The 16,999-nt window shown below is 69.9% G+C and carries 15 protein-coding genes and 1 pseudogene; 2 read left to right on the forward strand and 14 right to left on the reverse strand.

The genetic code is table 11. The features are described from left to right. Positions 1–69: 69 nt before the first annotated feature. The 7 genes from TR46_RS16830 to rfbB all read right to left on the reverse strand — a co-directional run bounded on the left by TR46_RS16830 (position 70) and on the right by rfbB (position 7,409). Positions 70–1,941, reverse strand: coding sequence for a glycosyltransferase family protein (locus tag TR46_RS16830; protein WP_042401236.1), 1,872 nt, complete (start codon positions 1,939–1,941; stop codon positions 70–72). A 67-nt stretch (positions 1,942–2,008) separates the two neighbouring features. After that, the gene (locus TR46_RS16835) at positions 2,009–2,929 is read right to left on the reverse strand and encodes a glycosyltransferase family 2 protein (protein WP_236655354.1); all 921 of its coding nucleotides are present in this window, start codon (positions 2,927–2,929) and stop codon (positions 2,009–2,011) included. Beyond that, on the reverse strand, positions 2,926–3,687 hold the full coding sequence (locus TR46_RS16840; protein ID WP_042401239.1) for a glycosyltransferase family 2 protein: 762 nt from the start codon (positions 3,685–3,687) through the stop codon (positions 2,926–2,928). The genes TR46_RS16835 and TR46_RS16840 overlap by 4 nt, the downstream gene beginning before the upstream one ends. Further along, positions 3,684–4,142 carry a DUF2304 domain-containing protein gene (locus TR46_RS16845; RefSeq protein WP_084718583.1) on the reverse strand — a complete coding sequence of 153 codons (459 nt, stop codon included), beginning with the start codon at positions 4,140–4,142 and terminating at the stop codon, positions 3,684–3,686. Before TR46_RS16845 ends, TR46_RS16840 begins: the two co-directional genes overlap by 4 nt. 32 nt (positions 4,143–4,174) lie before the next feature. Continuing rightward, on the reverse strand, positions 4,175–5,515 hold the full coding sequence (locus TR46_RS16850; protein WP_052432868.1) for a lipopolysaccharide biosynthesis protein: 1,341 nt from the start codon (positions 5,513–5,515) through the stop codon (positions 4,175–4,177). Further along, the gene (gene rfbD, locus TR46_RS16855; protein ID WP_042401329.1) at positions 5,512–6,426 is read right to left on the reverse strand and encodes a dTDP-4-dehydrorhamnose reductase; all 915 of its coding nucleotides are present in this window, start codon (positions 6,424–6,426) and stop codon (positions 5,512–5,514) included. Before rfbD ends, TR46_RS16850 begins: the two co-directional genes overlap by 4 nt. A 5-nt stretch (positions 6,427–6,431) precedes the next feature. After that, the gene (gene rfbB, locus TR46_RS16860; protein ID WP_042401241.1) at positions 6,432–7,409 is read right to left on the reverse strand and encodes a dTDP-glucose 4,6-dehydratase; all 978 of its coding nucleotides are present in this window, start codon (positions 7,407–7,409) and stop codon (positions 6,432–6,434) included. 102 nt (positions 7,410–7,511) lie between these two features. Between rfbB and rfbA the strand changes: the two genes are divergently transcribed. Together rfbA and rfbC are read left to right on the forward strand one after the other, a co-directional pair. Continuing rightward, positions 7,512–8,480: a glucose-1-phosphate thymidylyltransferase RfbA gene (gene rfbA, locus TR46_RS16865; protein WP_084718585.1), complete on the forward strand. Its 969-nt coding sequence runs from the start codon at positions 7,512–7,514 to the stop codon at positions 8,478–8,480. Continuing rightward, positions 8,477–9,076 (forward strand): dTDP-4-dehydrorhamnose 3,5-epimerase, encoded by a 600-nt coding sequence (gene rfbC / locus TR46_RS16870; protein ID WP_042401244.1) that lies wholly within the window; start codon positions 8,477–8,479, stop codon positions 9,074–9,076. Before rfbA ends, rfbC begins: the two co-directional genes overlap by 4 nt. A gap of 88 nt (positions 9,077–9,164) precedes the next feature. Here rfbC and TR46_RS16875 read toward each other — a convergent pair whose 3' ends face one another. The 7 genes and pseudogenes from TR46_RS16875 to TR46_RS42365 all read right to left on the reverse strand — a co-directional run. Then, positions 9,165–10,577: an acyltransferase family protein gene (locus TR46_RS16875; RefSeq protein ID WP_052432869.1), complete on the reverse strand. Its 1,413-nt coding sequence runs from the start codon at positions 10,575–10,577 to the stop codon at positions 9,165–9,167. 182 nt (positions 10,578–10,759) lie between these two features. Further along, positions 10,760–11,953, reverse strand: coding sequence for an elongation factor Tu (gene tuf / locus TR46_RS16880; protein ID WP_042401248.1), 1,194 nt, complete (start codon positions 11,951–11,953; stop codon positions 10,760–10,762). Between the two features lie 198 nt (positions 11,954–12,151). Continuing rightward, complete coding sequence (fusA, locus tag TR46_RS16885) at positions 12,152–14,257, reverse strand: elongation factor G (RefSeq protein WP_042401251.1); 2,106 nt, start codon at positions 14,255–14,257, stop codon at positions 12,152–12,154. 42 nt (positions 14,258–14,299) lie between these two features. Next, positions 14,300–14,770 (reverse strand): 30S ribosomal protein S7, encoded by a 471-nt coding sequence (gene rpsG, locus TR46_RS16890; RefSeq protein ID WP_030251646.1) that lies wholly within the window; start codon positions 14,768–14,770, stop codon positions 14,300–14,302. Positions 14,771–14,772: 2 nt separating this feature from the next. Next, positions 14,773–15,144 carry a 30S ribosomal protein S12 gene (gene rpsL / locus TR46_RS16895; protein WP_014144289.1) on the reverse strand — a complete coding sequence of 124 codons (372 nt, stop codon included), beginning with the start codon at positions 15,142–15,144 and terminating at the stop codon, positions 14,773–14,775. A gap of 317 nt (positions 15,145–15,461) precedes the next feature. Continuing rightward, positions 15,462–16,202 (reverse strand): DUF1707 and DUF4190 domain-containing protein, encoded by a 741-nt coding sequence (locus TR46_RS16900; protein WP_369405995.1) that lies wholly within the window; start codon positions 16,200–16,202, stop codon positions 15,462–15,464. A 176-nt stretch (positions 16,203–16,378) separates the two neighbouring features. Then, positions 16,379–16,999: pseudogene (locus TR46_RS42365) on the reverse strand (hypothetical protein); the annotation flags it as partial.

Below are 16,999 nucleotides of genomic sequence, written 5' to 3' on the forward strand. Positions count from 1 at the left end.
GCGCGAGGAGCACCCGCCAGTTCTGCGTTCAGCGCTGGCGCGGTTCAACGCCTGCGTTCACCGCCCGCTTCAGCCCTTCTTGCGCCACACCACGACGTCGGGGACAGGCCCCGGGACCCCGTGCACGTCCGCATGGCTGGCCAGCGCCTTGACCGGGTACCAGCCCGCCGGCGCGCCCGGCCAACTCGCCGTCAGCGGCTCACCCTGCGGCGGCGCCTGGATGACCGCGACATCGGCCTTCGCGGGCAGGGCGTGCTTGGTCGGACTCTGGACCCAGACGCTGCCCCGGTAGACCTCGAACGGCATCGTCTTCTGAACGGTCCAGTCCGTCGCCGGGCTCAGCACCACGTTGTCGTCGGGGGTGATCCCGGCGTCGGCCATGAAGCCCACCGCGGCGTACTGCCGAGCGGCGATCCACGGCTTGACGACCTTCTGGGTGACCACCGTGGTCTCCGCCGCGGCGAGCAGCGTGACGGCGACCATGACCGGCACCAGCGCCCTGCGCCGGAACCGCACCACCGGGAGCACGAGCAGGACCAGCAGCAGCGCCGAGACCGCCGCGGTCCGCGCCACATGCAGCTGCCCGGGGTCCGCACCCAGGACCAGCGCGTCCGGCAGCCCCCAGGGGACCAGGCCGTCCTTGCTGAAGTTGGGGCTGATGTGCACGACCACGAAGGCCGTCAGAACGGCGAGCAGCCCCAGCGCCGCCGCTGCGGCGCGGATCAGCTCGGTCCGGCTCAGTCGGACCATTCCGGCCAGGCCGACCGCGAACATCGCCGGGGCCAGCAGGGTCAGGTACCGGGCGTAGATCCAGGTGTCGATCCGGTGGTCGGGCGGAAGCCCGGACGCGGAGGCCAGGGCGACGCCGAAGAGGGTCGCCAGCATCACTCCGGCGACCACCCGGTTCGGACGGCTGCTGCCGCGCGCGAACAGCACCACCGCGCACAGCACGATGCCCAGCGCGCCCAGTCCCCAGGTCGAGGTGCAGAAGTACCAGAGCTGGCCCAGGGTCCGGCTGAGGTTGCGGTCCAGCAGGCTGCGGTCGAACAGCCCCTGGAAGACGGCGGTGCCGACCGCGCTGGGGACGCTGTGGGTCCGCGCCAGGAAGTGGTGCACCAGGAACTTGTCCAGCCCGAACCCGAGTGCCAGACCGGCCGCCATCGCGAACGCCGCCGACCAGGGCACCCAGCGCAGCACCAGGACGAGCAGCAGCACCGCACCGGTGATGGCCACCAGGACCCCGCCGCGGTCGTGGGTCGCCATCGCGTACGAGGCCGCCAGTCCGGAGCCCGCCCCGTACCAGGCCCGCACCCGGGTGCTGGACCCGGCGGTGAGCCAGCTGTGCATGCAGAACAGCCAGCACAGCACCAGCAACGGGAATATCACGTCGGTCATCGCGAACTGCGAGTAGAACACCACCGGGGTGATCAGCGAGACCCCGAACGCCCCCAGCAGGGCCGGCTTCCGGCCCAGTTCCAGGCGCCGCAGGAAGACGTAGGCGGCGGGCAGCACCAGCGCGTTCAGCAGCGCGTTGGTCAGCAGCACCAGCCGGTACGCCGTCTGCGCGTTGTGCGCGATCCAGAGCGCGGGTGTGATCAGCAGCGGATAGCCGCCGGGCAGCACCTCGTTGGCCGGCATCGCGGTGTTGGTGCCGCCGGCCAGGATCCGGGCGAGCACCAGGTAGGCGTCCTCGTCCGGATGCACGCTGGGGTACTTGAACGACACCACCAGCACCAGTCGGAACACGACCTGCACGACGTAGGCGACCGCCAGCAGGGCAGGCACCGACCACGGCCTGCCCAGCAGTCCGCGCGCCCGCGCCGCCGCGCCGCCGGCGCGCTCTCCGCCGACCCGCTGCCGGCTCTCCGTACGCTCCTCGGGATCAACCGCGGCGGGCGTCGCCGAACCGGCCCCGCCGACCGCGCTGTCGACGCCATCCATTCCTTGCCACTCTCCCGACGCAGATCATTTGTCGTACCGGTGCGTGCTGCCTGGTGCTGGAGGACCGCTACCGGCCTGCCGACGCCACCGGCGGTCCCACCGCGAACCGGACCAGTGTGCCAGCCGCGCGCACCTTGCCCCGGCTGATCGCGGCAGGGGCCAGGGTCAGCGCGTGCAGCCTGGTCGAACGGTGGCGGCGGGCGGCCAGCGCGGCACGGTTCCAGCCCATGCCGTCCAGCTGCGCCGCCGTCTCCAGGAAGAAGCGCTGGGCCTCGGTGAAGCGGTCCCCGGTGAAGGCCTTGGCGGACGACTCGCTCATGGCGTGGCGGCGGTAGCTGAAGCAGACCTCCTCGGCGACGGCCAGCCGCTCCCCCGCCACGATGAGCTCCATCACCAGTGCCAGGTCCTGGATGACCTTCAGGTCCTCGCGGAAGCCGCGTTCCCGGACCGCGTCGGTGCGCCAGCAGATCGACGGGAAGTAGAGCCAGTTGCCGCGCAGCAGACCGGCCGCCAGCTCCTCGCCGCCGAGTTCGCCGGCCCCCTGGTGCCTGGGCGCGTAGAGCCGCCGCTTCACCGAGTCGGCCAGGGTGTCCACCGGCTGCCCGGCGCTGTCGATCACCACCACCCCGGGCTGGACCATCGCCGCGTCGGGCGCCGACCGCAGTGCCTCCCGGACCACCCGCAGGTAGTTCGGGTGCATCAGGTCGTCGCAGCCCATCAGCACCACATGGTCGAACGTGGCGAGTTCCAGGCAGCGGTTGAAGTTGCCGGTGACCCCGAGGTTGTGCTCGTTGCGGAAGTAGCGGACCCGCGGGTCGGCCAGCTCCTCGAACCAGCCCGGGACGTCGGGTTCGGTGCCGTCGTCGACCACGGTGAGCCGCCAGTCGTCGCCGTCCAGCGCCAGGACGCTGCGCACGGCGTCCTGCATCAGCCCGACATCGCCGTAGTAGGGCAGCATGATGTCGAACTGCGGGCTCTCGGCCGTCACTTGGTGGCCCCGGCGATCGAGGTGCGGGGGGAGCGCCCGGAGATGTCGCGTTCGGGCATCCGTCGGATCATGGCGAGCATCAGCACGAAGCCGGCCCGGCCGAGGTAGACCATGGCCTTGACCGGGGAAGCACTGGGGGTGCCGGTGGTCCGCTCGCGCATGGCGACCGGGACCTGGCGCACGGTGAAGCCGCAGCGCACGGCGCCGACCATGCTCTCGACCGTGTCGCCGAGGTACTCCACCGGGTACCAGTGCGCGAAGAACTCGATCAGCTGCCGGTTGCAGGCCCGGAAGCCCGAGGTGGTGTCGGTGAGCTTGGTGCGCGCTATCCGCGACAGCACCACCGACAGCAGCCCCATGGCCAGCTTCCGCGGGCCGCGGACGGCATAGTCGCCGACACCCGCGAACCGCGCCCCGATGGCCAGGTCCACCGTGTCCAGCGCGGCCAGCAGGTCGGGGACGAAACCGGGGTCGTGCTGGCCGTCCGCGTCCACCTGTATGGCGACGTCGTAGTCGTGCTCGTGGGCGTAGCGGTAGCCCAGCCGCATGGCCCCGCCCACGCCGAGGTTGTAGGGCAGGCGCACCACATTGGCGCCGGCCTCGGCGGCCACCCGGGCGGTGTCGTCGGACGATCCGTCGTCGACGACCAGGGCGTCGGCGAAGGGGATCTTGGTCTGGATCTCCTTCAGCACCGACGGCAGGCCCTCGGACTCGTTCCAGGCCGGCAGGATGATCAGGACCTTCTGCTGCTCGTTCACGCCTGGACCTCTTGCTCTTCCTTGGCCGGCTCATGGCGCCCGACCGGCTCATGGCGCTCGGCCGGCTCGGCGCGGGGGCCGGTACGCTGCCGGTCCGCCTTCAGCGCCTCCAGCAGTACGGTGTGCTCGCCGACCTTGCTGCGGACCAGGGCGACCTCCTCGGACAGGATCCGGGTCTCCGCCTCCAGCCGACTCGCCTCCCAGCTCAGGTGCAGGCAGACCAGCAGCACCAGGATGAAGCCCGCGAACAGCACCAGACTGGCGCCATTGGCGACGCCGATCTTGTGGGCCACCCCGTTCAGCACGGTCGGGAAGAAGCCGAGCGGTGCCACCACGACACCGATGGCGAGCCAGATGGCCGCGTATTTCTCCCGGAGTTGCTGGCGGCGCAGCAGCTCCAGGATGCACGCCAGCACCACCACGCCGGTGATGGAGGTGAGCACAGAGAGTTGCACGACTGCCTTGCCTTTCGTTCGAAGTAGCTCAGCTAGAAGATATCCGTGGAGAGGCGCTGCTGCCGGTCGGCCCCGGAAGCACCGGAGTCCGCCCCTCCGACCGTTGCCGTGGACAGTGTCCTACGCCCGAGTGAGCCCCAGACAAGAGCGAGCATCACCAGAGCCGCCACCAGGGAGCCCAGGAAGTATGCCACCTCCACGCGGACTGCGACGGATCCGTGCACGCAGGTCACCCCGACCAGCACCGCGGTGCCGCTGAGCCAGCCGACCAACTGGGACCTGTGCCGGTCCATCGCAACCAGCGCCTGCCCCACAACCATGGCGAGCATGTAGAACATGGTCCCGGCCGAGAACCAGAAGAAGTCCATCGGTCCGAGCACGTCGGCGGCGCCGAGCAGCACCCTGATCAGCCAGGAGCCCACCAGCACCGCCGGGACCGCCCCGAGCAGCCCGAGACCGGCGATCACCCCGCAGGTCTGCAGCAGCAGCTTGCGGAAGCCGGCCCGGTCGCCCGACGTGGCCGCGGTGGACAGGCCGGTCATCAGCGTGGGCTGCAGTGAACCGAAGACGAAGAGCGGGACCCGGCACAGCACCCCCGCGCTCAGCAGCGCGAAGGTCAGGTCCGCGTTGACGGTGACCAGGGCCGTGGTGATCACCGCGGCGTTGACCACCAGCTGCGCCAGCACCGAGCTGCCGATCAGCATGGTGATGTTCTGGAACAGCTCGGACCACGGCATCTTCGGACCAGGCCGGCAGCCGCGCAGGGTGGCCGGCAGCGTGAGCACCATCGCCAGCAGCGGGGACGCCGTCAGCACCAGGCCGTAGGCCAGCGCGGAGTGGGAGCCGGCCGCGAACAGGGCGCCGGCCAGCACGATCCGCAGCAGCCCGTCCAGGCCCAGCGACATGCCGTAGGCGTCGAAGAGGCCGAGACCGGCCAGGATGCCGCGGGTCAGGTAGACCAGCGCCATTCCGGCCAGCGCGGCCGCGAAGGCCCAGACCAGGGCGCGGTCACCGCCGAAGAAGGTGTCCGCCAGCGGCTTCTCGGCCAGCGCCAGCGCCGCGGTGATCAGTGCGAGCAGCCCGACGGTCAGCACGGTGGCCCGGCGCAGCACCGGTGCCACGCCGTGGCCGCGGACGATCCGGGCCGCGACGACCCGGGTCAGCTCCTGCTCGATCGGGAAGAACAGCCCGAGGCTGAGGGTCATCACCAGCGACCAGAGCTCGGAGACGGCCTGCTTGGAGTCCCCGCTGAGGGCGTGGCCCGCGACCGCGATCTGGATGTACGAGGCGGCCCCGAGGACCGCCGTACCGCCGATGACCAGATGCGTCCCCGGTGGGACCACCCTCATCAGCCGTGCGAGCGGATTGCTCATTCGGATTCCGGCGTGTCGTCCGCAGGCTGCGTCAACCGGGCGAAGGCGGGGCGCCGCAGCGCCGCCGCGAGGCTCTCGCGCCACTCGGGGAGCGGCTTGAGGCCGGCGGCGGACCAGCGGTCGTGGCCGAGCACGCTGTAGCCGGGGCGCGGGGCCGGACGGACGAAGGCGTCCGAGGTGGTCGGTCCGATCCGCTCCGGGTCCAGACCGGACAGCTCGAAGGCGGCGCGGGCCAGGCCGAACCAGGTGGTCTCCCCCGAGGCGGTGCCGTGGTAGACCCCGGCCGGGGCGGTGCCCTGCCGGGCGGCCCGGCCGAGGGCGACCAGCTGCCGGGCCAGCTCCAGCGACCAGGTCGGCTGGCCGCGCTGGTCGTCGACCACCGTCAGTCGGTCCATCCGGCCGGCCAGCTTGAGCATGGTGGCGACGAAGTTTCCGCCGTGCTCCCCGTAGAGCCAGGCCGTCCGCACCACGTAGCCGAGGGTGGGCAGCAGCTCCAGCACGGCCTGCTCGCCGACCAGCTTGGAGCGGCCGTAGGCGTTGAGCGGGTCGGTCGGCGCGTCCTCGGGGTAGGGGGAGGTGCCCCTGCCGTCGAAGACGTAGTCGGTGGAGACGTGCAGCAGCACCGCTCCCTGCTCCGCGCAGGCTCCGGCCAGGTTTCGGACGGCCGCGCCGTTGACCGCCGTGGCGGCGGCCTCCTGGGCCTCGGCGCCGTCGACGTCGGTCCAGGCCGCGGCGTTCACCACGACGTCGTGCCCGGCCACCGCGGCGCGTACTGCCGCCGGGTCGGTGACGTCGAGCTCCGCCCTGGTCACGGCGGTGGTCTCGATCCCGGGGACCCCGTCGAGCACGGCCAGCAGGTCCGTGCCGAGCATCCCGGCCGAACCTGTCACGAGCCAGCGGCTCGACAGCATGTCGCTCACGACTCCAGCGCCGCCTTCTGCTTCAGCGGCTCCCACCAGGCGCGGTTGTCGCGGTACCAGGCGATGGTGGCGGCGAGGCCGTCCTCGAACCGGACCTGCGGGGCGTAGCCGAGCTCGTCGCCGATCTTGGTGATGTCCAGCGAGTAGCGGAGGTCGTGGCCCTTGCGGTCCTCGACCGGCACCACCATGTCCCAGCCGGCGCCGGCCGCGTCCAGCAGCAGTCCGGTGAGCTCCTTGTTGGTGATCTCGGTGCCGCCGCCGATGTTGTAGACCTGGCCGGCCCGGCCCTTGAGCAGCGCCAGCTCGATCCCCCGGCAGTGGTCCGAGACGTGCAGCCAGTCGCGGATGTTGCCGCCGGTGCCGTACAGCGGGACCTTCTTGCCGTCCAGCAGGTTGGTGGTGAACAGCGGGATGACCTTCTCCGGGAACTGGTAGTGCCCGTAGTTGTTGGAGCAGCGGGTCACCACCACGTCCATGCCGTGGGTCCGGTGGTAGGCCAGCGCCAGCAGGTCCGAGGCGGCCTTGGAGGCCGAGTACGGGGAGTTTGGCTGCAGCGGCCACTCCTCGGTCCAGGAGCCCTCGCTGATGGAGCCGTAGACCTCGTCGGTGGAGACGTGGACGAAGCGGCCGACCCCGTGCTTGCGGGCCGAGTCCAGCAGCACCTGGGTTCCCAGCACGTTGGTGGTCACGAACGGGCCCGCGCCGGCGATGGAGCGGTCCACATGCGACTCGGCGGCGAAGTGCACCACGGCGTCGTGGCCGGGCATGACCTGGTCGACAATGTCCGCGTCGCAGATGTCGCCGCGGACGAAGGCGTAGCCGGGGTGGTCCGCCACCGGGGCGAGGTTCTCCTCGACGCCCGAGTAGGTCAGTTTGTCCAGGACCGTGATCCGGGCCCTGGGGTCGGCGCCCAGCAACTGGCGAACGAACTCGGAACCGATGAATCCGGCGCCGCCGGTTACGAGAATTCGCATGCTCCAACTTCCCGGGGAGAGATCTCATGTGGTCGACCTGAGTACCACGAGGCATCATACGGGGCGCACAGTGGCGGTCCTCGCCCGGTCTAAACTCCGTCCATGCGTGGAATCCTCCTGGCGGGTGGGACCGGCTCGCGTCTGTGGCCGCTCACCCGTGCCGTGTCGAAGCAACTCCTGCCCGTATTCGACAAACCGATGGTCTACTACCCGCTCTCGACGCTGGTGATGGCCGGGGTCGACGAGATCCTGATCATCACCACCCCCAATGACCGCGACCAGTTCGAGCGACTGCTCGGCGACGGCTCCCAGTGGGGGCTGAGCCTGAGCTACGCCGTGCAGGAGAAGCCCAACGGGATCGCCGAGGCCTTCGTTCTCGGCGCCGACTTCATCGGGGACGACTCGGTCGCCCTGGTCCTGGGCGACAACATCTTCCACGGCAGCGGGCTCGGCAGCCGGCTGGCCGGCCACTCCGGCCTGGTCGGCGGCCGGATCTTCGCCTACCCGGTCGCGGACCCGTGCGCCTACGGGGTGGTGGAATTCGACGACGCGGGCAAGGCGGTCTCCATCGAGGAGAAGCCCGAGAAGCCCAAGTCCCGCTATGCCGTCCCCGGCCTGTACTTCTACGACAACCGAGTGGTCGGGATCGCCGCCACGCTGGAGCCCAGCGCCCGCGGCGAACTGGAGATCACCGCGGTCAACGACGCCTACCTGCGCGCGGGTGAGCTGAGCGTGACCGTCCTCGACCGCGGTACGGCCTGGCTGGACACCGGGACCTTCGTCTCGATGGTGCAGGCCTCCGAGTTCGTCCGGGTGATCGAGGAACGCCAGGGACTGAAGATCGGCTGCATCGAGGAGGCGGTCTGGCGCCGCGGCCTGATCAGCGACGGGCAGCTCCGTGAGCTGGCCGAACCCCTGTTGAAGAGCGGCTACGGCGACTACCTGGTCCGCCTGCTGGAAGAGGAGAGCACCCCGTGCTCCAAATCCCCGGAGGGCGACTCCCCGGCCCCCCGCGTGAACCCGCGACCGGCCGCCCCTGCTGCGAACACGTCACGAGGAGGGGCTGAATGAAGATCCGCGAGCTCGGCATCGAGGGCGCCTGGGAGATCACCCCCCAGCTGCACGGCGACCCCCGCGGGCTGTTCACCGAGTGGTACCGCTTCGACCACCTGGCCGCCGAGGTCGGGCATCCGCTGCGGCTGGCCCAAGGCAACCTCTCGGTGTCCGCGGCCGGCGTGGTCCGCGGCATCCACTTCGCCGATGTGCCGCCCGGCCAGGCCAAATACGTGACCTGCGTGCGCGGGGCGGTGCTCGACGTGATCGTGGACCTGCGGGTGGGCTCCCCCACCTTCGGGCAGTGGGAGGGCGTCCGCCTGGACGACGCGGACCGCCGCGCGGTCTACCTCTCGGAGGGCCTGGGCCACGGCTTCTGCGCGCTCACCGACGACGCCACACTGACCTACCTCTGCTCGGAGACCTACAGTCCCACCGGTGAGCACGGCGTCCACCCGCTGGACCCGGACCTGGCCATCGAGTGGCCCGCCTCGGCTCCGCAGCTCTCGGCCAAGGACGAGACTGCGCCGTCACTCGCCGAGGCGCTCTCCTCCGGTCTGCTGCCGGACTACGAGCAGACCAAGGCCTTCACCTCAGGTCTCACTGTTCACTGAGAATTCACTCCCCCCCATCCGGCTCCGACCGGAACGGCCCCCGCCAGTCGTCGGCGGGGGCCGTTCTGCTGTCTGAGCTTCCCCGCCGCTAACGGAGGCGGACACGCTCCTGGTCGCCGTCGGCAGCCCCGGCCGCAGCGACGGCGTCCGGGTCGTCCGCCGAATCCTCCCTGGGCGACGGCAGTGCGGCCCCGGCGGCCGCGGGCCGGCCGGAGCGTGCGGAGCGCCCCGCTTCCCGCCGCGCGTCCAGCCGTGCGTCCAGCCGTCCGACGCCGCGGACGAGCCGGCGGCCCAGCCTCTGGCCGGGCAGCTCCAGCAGGCGGTAGGCGAGCTGACTGAGCAGCAGCAGCGCCGCCGTGAAGGCGACCAGCAGCAGGATCCTGCCGGGGGCCGTCCGGGGTACCCCGCCGTGCTTCGCGAGCAGGGCGTTCATCCCATGGATCACCGGCTCGTGGATCAGATAGACCGAGAAGCTGATCCCGCCCAGCCAGGTGAGCACCCGCGGGAAGGTGCGGTGCCGCAGCGCCAGTCCCAGGGCGAACACCGCCCAGGCGGCGACATAGGCGAAGGACCACCCCATCCAGGTGCCGCTGAGGAGGCGGCCGAGGGCGGGGCCGTGGGCGTACAGCGGGCCGACCAGGAAGCCGGCCAGTACGACGACGGCGCAGGAGACAGCGGCCCAGGCCCGACTGATCTGGCGGTGCTGGGCGCGGTAGACCACGGTTCCGGAGAACATCGTGGCCAGGATCATCAGGCTGCCGAACAGCGCGTTCCTGCCGTTGGTGGTGACGACCACCAGGCCCAGCAGTCCCAGGGCCACGGCGCCGGCCCGGACCAGCACGGTGCTGCCGGTGAGGATGCAGCCGAGCGCGACCAGGAAGACCAGCACGGCGGCGAGGACGAGGCCGCGGGTCGACGCCTGGTCCGTGCTGAGCAGCCGCGGCGCGGTGACACTGCCGAGCGCCAGCGCCGCCACCGCGAAGAGCAGGGCGAACAGGGTGCTGCGGCGGTGCCATCCCAGCACGAAGAGCGCGCTGACCAGGAAGTAGAAGACCATCTCGTAGGAGAGGGTCCACAGCACGTTGATCGCGCTGCTCACGCCCAGCAGGTCCTGAAGCAGCGTCAGATGCGCTGCGGCGGACAGCAGCGGATGCGCGAAGGTGTAGTCCGAGATCGTCGAGTGGGCCCGGGGCAGCAACACCAGGCCGGCCAGGACGACCGCGATGATCAGCGGGTAGATCCGGCAGATCCTGCCGATCCAGAAAGCTCTGACGTCCCCTCTGCGCTCCAGGGAGGCGGGCACGATGTAGCCGCTGACCAGGAAGAACAGCAGGACTCCGAAGATCCCCTCGTCCCCGTAGGACGGGAGGTGCCTGGCGTGGGGCACCCAGTAGAACGGCAGCGCCAGGTGGTAGACGGCAACGGTCAGAGCGGCCACTCCGCGCAGCGCGTCCAGCCAGCCGAGCCGGGGCGCCGCGGCAGCGGCCGGGCGGGAGACCACGCCTTCTGTTGACTCACGGTCAGCGATTGGCTTCGTCTGCTTTTCCCGGAGTCTTACGATTTTCACACAGCGGACCCTAGCGCACATGGTCCACACGGCAAACACGAAGGCCCCGCAGCATCCAGGATGCTGCGGGGCCTTGCGGTGCGCTGCTGGTGCAGGCAGGTCGATCAGATCAAGGACTACTTGATGATCTTGGTGACCTGGCCGGCGCCGACGGTGCGGCCACCCTCACGGATGGCGAACTTCAGGCCCTCCTCCATGGCGATCGGCTGGATCAGCGCGACCGTCATGGCGGTGTTGTCGCCCGGCATGACCATCTCGGTGCCCTCGGGGAGGGTCACGACGCCGGTCACGTCCGTGGTGCGGAAGTAGAACTGCGGGCGGTAGTTGTTGAAGAAGGGGGTGTGACGGCCACCCTCGTCCTTCGACAGGATGTAGGCCTGGGCCTCGAAGTCGGTGTGCGGCGTGACCGAACCCGGCTTGATGATGACCTGGCCGCGCTCGACGTCCTCGCGCTTGATGCCACGGAGCAGCAGACCGACGTTCTCACCGGCCTGGCCCTCGTCGAGCAGCTTGCGGAACATCTCGATGCCGGTGACCGTGGTGGTGGTCTTCTGCTCCTTGATGCCGATGATGTCAACGGTCTCGTTGACCTTCAGGACACCACGCTCGATGCGGCCGGTGACGACGGTGCCACGACCGGTGATCGTGAAGACGTCCTCGATCGGCATCAGGAACGGCAGGTCGACCTCGCGGGCCGGGGTGGGGATGGCCTCGTCCACAGCGGCCATCAGGCCGAGCAGCTTCTCGCCCCACTCCTTGTCGCCCTCGAGCGCCTTCAGCGCCGAGACGCGCACGACGGGCAGGTCGTCGCCCGGGAACTCGTACTCGGAGAGCAGCTCGCGGACCTCGAGCTCGACGAGCTCCAGGATCTCCTCGTCGTCCACCATGTCGGCCTTGTTCAGGGCGACGACGATGTAGGGGACGCCGACCTGGCGGGCCAGGAGCACGTGCTCCTTGGTCTGCGGCATCGGGCCGTCGGTGGCGGCCACGACCAGGATCGCGCCGTCCATCTGGGCGGCACCGGTGATCATGTTCTTGATGTAGTCCGCGTGACCGGGGCAGTCGACGTGGGCGTAGTGACGCGCCTCGGTCTGGTACTCGACGTGCGCGATGGAGATGGTGATACCGCGCTGACGCTCTTCCGGCGCCTTGTCGATCTGGTCGAAGGCCGAGGCCTCGTTCAGGTTCGGGTACGCGTCGTGCAGCACCTTGGTGATCGCCGCGGTAAGGGTCGTCTTACCGTGGTCGATGTGACCGATGGTGCCGATGTTGACGTGGGGCTTCGTCCGCTCGAACTTCGCCTTCGCCACTGGGTCCTCCTGAGGACTGGTTCTGTACGCCGTACGACGTCAGGTGGTCTGATATCGCGCCGGTTCCGCCGCCTGGTGTTCAGCGCCCGGTTCCGGCCCGGGGGTGGGGGCCGGAGGGGCCCGGGAGTCGCCTTGCGGCAGACCCCCGGACAACCTCCTACAGCCTAAAGGGTGGTACGTACCGGGATGTCCCGGTCCCTACTCGCCCTTGGCCTTAGCGATGATCTCTTCCGCCACGTTCCGGGGAACCTCGGCGTACGAGTCGAACTGCATCGAGTAGCTGGCGCGGCCCGACGTCTTGCTGCGCAGGTCGCCGACGTAGCCGAACATCTCGGACAGCGGGACCAGGGCCTTGACGACCCGGGCGCCGCTGCGCTCCTCCATGGCCTGGATCTGGCCACGGCGGGAGTTGATGTCGCCGATCACATCGCCCATGTAGTCCTCGGGCGTGGTGACCTCGACGGCCATCATCGGCTCGAGGAGCACGGGGGACGCCTTGCGGGCACCCTCCTTGAAGGCCATCGAACCGGCGATCTTGAACGCCAGCTCCGAGGAGTCGACGTCGTGCGAGGCACCGTCGAGCAGGATCACGCGGACGCCCTGGAGCGGGTAGCCGGCGAGCACGCCGAACTCCATGGCCTCCTGCGCACCGGCGTCGACCGAGGGGATGTACTCCTTCGGAACGCGGCCACCGGTGACCTTGTTCACGAACTCGTAGCCCTCGGCGGTGTCCAGCGGCTCGATCGCGATCTGGATCTTCGCGAACTGGCCGGAACCACCGGTCTGCTTCTTGTGCGTGTAGTCGATGCGCTCGACGGCCTTGCGGATCGTCTCGCGGTACGCGACCTGCGGCTTGCCGACGTTGGCCTCGACCCGGAACTCACGCTTCATACGGTCGACCAGCACCTCGAGGTGCAGCTCGCCCATACCCGCGATGATCGTCTGGCCGGTCTCCTCGTCGGTGTTGACCTGGAAGGACGGGTCCTCCTCGGCCAGCCGCTGGATCGCGACGCCCAGACGCTCCTGGTCGCCCTTGGACTTGGGCTCGATGGCGACGCGGATGACCGGCGCCGGGAAGTCCATGGACTCCAGGATGACCGGCTGCTTGTCGTCGCTCAGGGTCTCGCCGGTGGTGGTCTGCTTGAGACCCATGACGGCGACGATGTCGCCGGCGCCCACCGAGTCGATCTCCTCACGCTTGTTGGCGTGCATGCGGTAGATCTTGCCGATGCGCTCCTTGCGGCCCTTCACCGAGTTGAGGACGGCGGTGCCGGCCTCAAGACGCCCGGAGTAGATCCGGATGAAGGTGAGCTTGCCCAGGTGCGGGTCCGACATGATCTTGAACGCGAGCGCCGACAGCGGCTCCTCGTCCGAGGCCTTGCGGAAGATCTCCACCGACTCGTCACCGGGCTTGTGGCCCATGACGCCCTCGACGTCGATCGGGGAGGGGAGGTACTTCACGACCGCGTCGAGCAGGGGCTGGACGCCCTTGTTCTTGAACGCGGTACCGCAGAAGACCGGGGTGAAGCTGCCTGCGATGGTGCCGCGGCGGATGCCGGCGACCAGCTGCTCCTCGGTGGGCTCCTCGCCCTCCAGGAACAGCTCCATCAGCTCGTCGTCGCCCTCGGCGGCCGTCTCGATGAGCTTGGCACGCCACTCCTCGGCGATCTCGGCGTGCGACGCCGGGATGTCGAGGGTGTCGTACATCTCGCCCTTGGCGGCCTCGGCCGACCAGACCAGCGCCTTCATCCGGACCAGGTCGATGACGCCCTGGAAGTCGGCCTCGGCGCCGATCGGCAGCTGCATGACCAGCGGGGTCGCGCCCAGCCGGTCGATGATCGAGTCGACGCAGCGGAAGAACTCCGCGCCGACGCGGTCCAGCTTGTTGACGAAGCAGATGCGCGGGACGTTGTAGCGGTCGGCCTGACGCCACACGGTCTCGGACTGGGGCTCGACACCGGCCACACCGTCGAACACCGTGACGGCACCGTCGAGCACGCGCAGCGAACGCTCCACCTCGACGGTGAAGTCGACGTGGCCCGGCGTGTCGATGATGTTGATGGTGTTGTCCACACCGTCAACCGTCCAGTGACAGGTCGTCGCGGCCGACGTGATCGTGATGCCGCGCTCCTGCTCCTGCTCCATCCAGTCCATGGTGGCAGCGCCATCGTGGACCTCACCGATCTTGTACGAGACACCGGTGTAGAAGAGGATCCGCTCAGTGGTGGTCGTCTTGCCCGCGTCGATGTGCGCCATGATCCCGATGTTGCGGACCCTGGCAAGGTCAAGGGAGGTTGCAGCCATGGTGGCTCGTCTCTCTCTTTCTTGGTTCTGACGGGGTTCGGACTACCAGCGGTAGTGCGCGAAGGCCTTGTTGGACTCGGCCATCTTGTGGGTGTCCTCGCGACGCTTCACGGAGGCGCCCAGACCGTTGCTCGCGTCCAGGATCTCGTTGAGCAGACGCTCGGTCATGGTCTTCTCGCGACGGGCGCGGGAGTAACCGACGAGCCAGCGCAGCGCCAGCGTGTTGGCACGGCCCGGCTTGACCTCGACCGGCACCTGGTAGGTCGCGCCACCGACACGGCGGGACTTGACCTCGAGGGTCGGCTTGACGTTCTCCAGGGCGCGCTTGAGCGCGACCACCGGGTCTGCACCGGTCTTCTCGCGGACGCCCTCGAGGGCGCCGTACACGATGCGCTCAGCGGTGGAGCGCTTGCCGTGCAGGAGGATCTTGTTGACGAGCGACGTCACCACAGGGGAGCCGTAAACCGGGTCGATGATGACCGGGCGCTTCGGGGCGGGGCCCTTACGAGGCATGCTTACTTCTCCTTCTTGGCGCCGTAGCGGCTGCGGGCCTGCTTGCGGTTCTTGACACCCTGGGTGTCCAGCGAGCCGCGGATGATCTTGTAACGCACACCCGGCAGGTCCTTCACACGACCGCCACGCACGAGCACGATGGAGTGCTCCTGCAGGTTGTGACCCTCGCCCGGAATGTAGGCGGTGACCTCAATACCACTGGTGAGACGCACGCGGGCGACCTTGCGGAGAGCCGAGTTCGGCTTCTTCGGGGTGGTCGTGTACACACGCGTGCAGACGCCGCGGCGCTGAGGGGAACCCTTCAGTGCGGGCGTCTTGTTCTTCTCGACCTTGTCCTGCCGGCCCTTTCGGACCAGCTGCTGAATCGTAGGCACGCTATCTCCGTCTTCTTTGTGCCATCGCTGGTGAAACTACCCTGGTTGTGTCTCTCCGACTCCGACCCACGCGGTCGGGTGTGTCGGGCCGCTTCCCATCCCCTCGACTCCTTGCGGAGGAGCGGTGTGGAAGCGCGGTTCCCATGACGCGGCGGCCTGATTTGCACGCACGCACAAGAGACCCGGGGACACCCCAGGCACAAGGTCAGAGCGTACCTAGCGCATCGGCGCGGGTCAAAACAAATGGGCAGCCGCAGGTCAGGAGAGTGGCACCGGAGGAGTTGCGGACACCGGCGGAGTATGCAGGCGCGCCGGCCTCAGCCGCCGGCTGCGGGGGCGGGCATCATCCCATTGCCGGGGCCGCCGTGCGAGGCGGCCACGCCGACGAAGATGAACACGAACCAGATGGCCACCGCGAGCCAGCCCAGCACGATACCCGCCACGGCCATCCCGTCGCCGTCCTCCTCCCGGTCGCGCAGCTGGCCGCGGGCGATGTGGCCGCAGATCAGCGCGGGCAGGGCGGTCGCCCCCAGCGTCGGCAGCTCGGCCAGCCCCAGCACCAGCGCGGCCACCGCGAGGCCGTTGGTGCGGCGCAGCCGGGGCGGCGGGGCGTAGGGGTTCGGGCTGTAGGGGTCGAACGGGCGGCCGTAGGTATAGGGGCTGGGCAGCGGATAGGTGCCCGGGTAGGGCGCGAAGGCGGCCGGGATCACCGGTGCCGGGGTCAGGTACGGCACCGGCATGGGACCGCTGGGGAGGTCCTGGACGACGCCGGACAGCTCGCCGTAGGTGTGCGAGCGGTAGATCTGCTCCACCCGTTCGTTGTACTCGTCCGGGGTGAGCCTGCCCTCGGCGTAGGCGGACTTCAGGACGTCGATGGTCCGCTCCCGGTCCGCGTGCGAGGCGCGCATGCCGGCGATCTCGTCCATGACCGGTCGGGCAGGCGCCGGGGCCTGCGGCTGTCGGTAGGGCGCAGCCGGTCGCCCGGGACGTCCCGACTGGGCGTCCTGCCACTGCTGCATCGGATGCTTCGGCTGCTGGTGCGGCGGGTTCGTGGACAACGGCGACCTCCCCGAGTGCGCCCGGCGCCAGGGCCCGGGCACGACGTCTTATCCCATAGTGCAAGACGTTCGGCCCGATCGCATCGTGCCCGGGCGCTGTGTAGAGGAGTTGTGACACAACCTCAGCGGTGTTGCCAGGAGCGGGGTTGCCGGGAGCGGGGTTCGCCAGGAGCGGGTTACTCGAAGCGGGCGGCGTAGCGCTGCTGGAGCTCCGGCCAGCGCCGGCGCAGCGCCTCGGCGCTGATCGGCTGGTCGCCGCTGGGCGCGGCCAGGCCGTGGGCGGTGAACAGGTGCTCGGAGAGCCCCTGCGGGTCGGGGTCGACGCCGTGCGCCTCGCGGTAGCTGAGCAGCCCGTCGAGGTAGGCGTCCAGGGGGTCGGCGGTGTCGGCGTCGTGCTCCGGCTCGACCGCCGGATCGGGCACGTTCCTGGTGGCGAACCACACCTCGTGGCCCTCGTCGTCCTGGACCGGCCCGGCCTCGACCGGCTCGGGCTCGACCGGGAGGCGGTGCCGGGCCGCGGCCAGCTTGGTGAGCACGGCGACCGGGTCGGGGTCAGGGACCGGGCGGGACCGGGGCACCGGCCGGAACCCGAGCACCGACTGCGGGGCCGCGGACATCCCGGGGGCGGCCGGGGCGAACGGACGGGCCAGCGGGGGCTCCTCCAGGTACTGCACCGGCTCGGGGCCGTACTGCGGTGCCGGTTGCGGTACCGACTGCGGCCCCGGCGCCGGGGCGGCCTGCGCGGTGGGCGCGGTCGGCGGCGCGGGGAACGGCTCGGGCGCGGGCGCGTCCTGCGC

The organism is Streptacidiphilus carbonis (assembly GCF_000787775.1).
Classification (GTDB): domain Bacteria; phylum Actinomycetota; class Actinomycetes; order Streptomycetales; family Streptomycetaceae; genus Streptacidiphilus; species Streptacidiphilus carbonis.

Excerpts from the sequence above, each read along its gene's own strand:
- TR46_RS16830 (WP_042401236.1), bottom strand. The coding sequence starts at position 1,941 with ATGGATGGCGTCGACAGCGCGGTCGGCGGGGCCGGTTCGGCGACGCCC.
- TR46_RS16850 (WP_052432868.1), bottom strand. The coding sequence starts at position 5,515 with ATGAGCAATCCGCTCGCACGGCTGATGAGGGTGGTCCCACCGGGGACG.
- rfbD (WP_042401329.1), bottom strand. The coding sequence starts at position 6,426 with ATGCTGTCGAGCCGCTGGCTCGTGACAGGTTCGGCCGGGATGCTCGGC.
- rfbB (WP_042401241.1), bottom strand. The coding sequence starts at position 7,409 with ATGCGAATTCTCGTAACCGGCGGCGCCGGATTCATCGGTTCCGAGTTC.
- rfbA (WP_084718585.1), top strand. The coding sequence starts at position 7,512 with ATGCGTGGAATCCTCCTGGCGGGTGGGACCGGCTCGCGTCTGTGGCCG.
- rfbC (WP_042401244.1), top strand. The coding sequence starts at position 8,477 with ATGAAGATCCGCGAGCTCGGCATCGAGGGCGCCTGGGAGATCACCCCC.
- fusA (WP_042401251.1), bottom strand. The coding sequence starts at position 14,257 with ATGGCTGCAACCTCCCTTGACCTTGCCAGGGTCCGCAACATCGGGATC.
- rpsG (WP_030251646.1), bottom strand. The coding sequence starts at position 14,770 with ATGCCTCGTAAGGGCCCCGCCCCGAAGCGCCCGGTCATCATCGACCCG.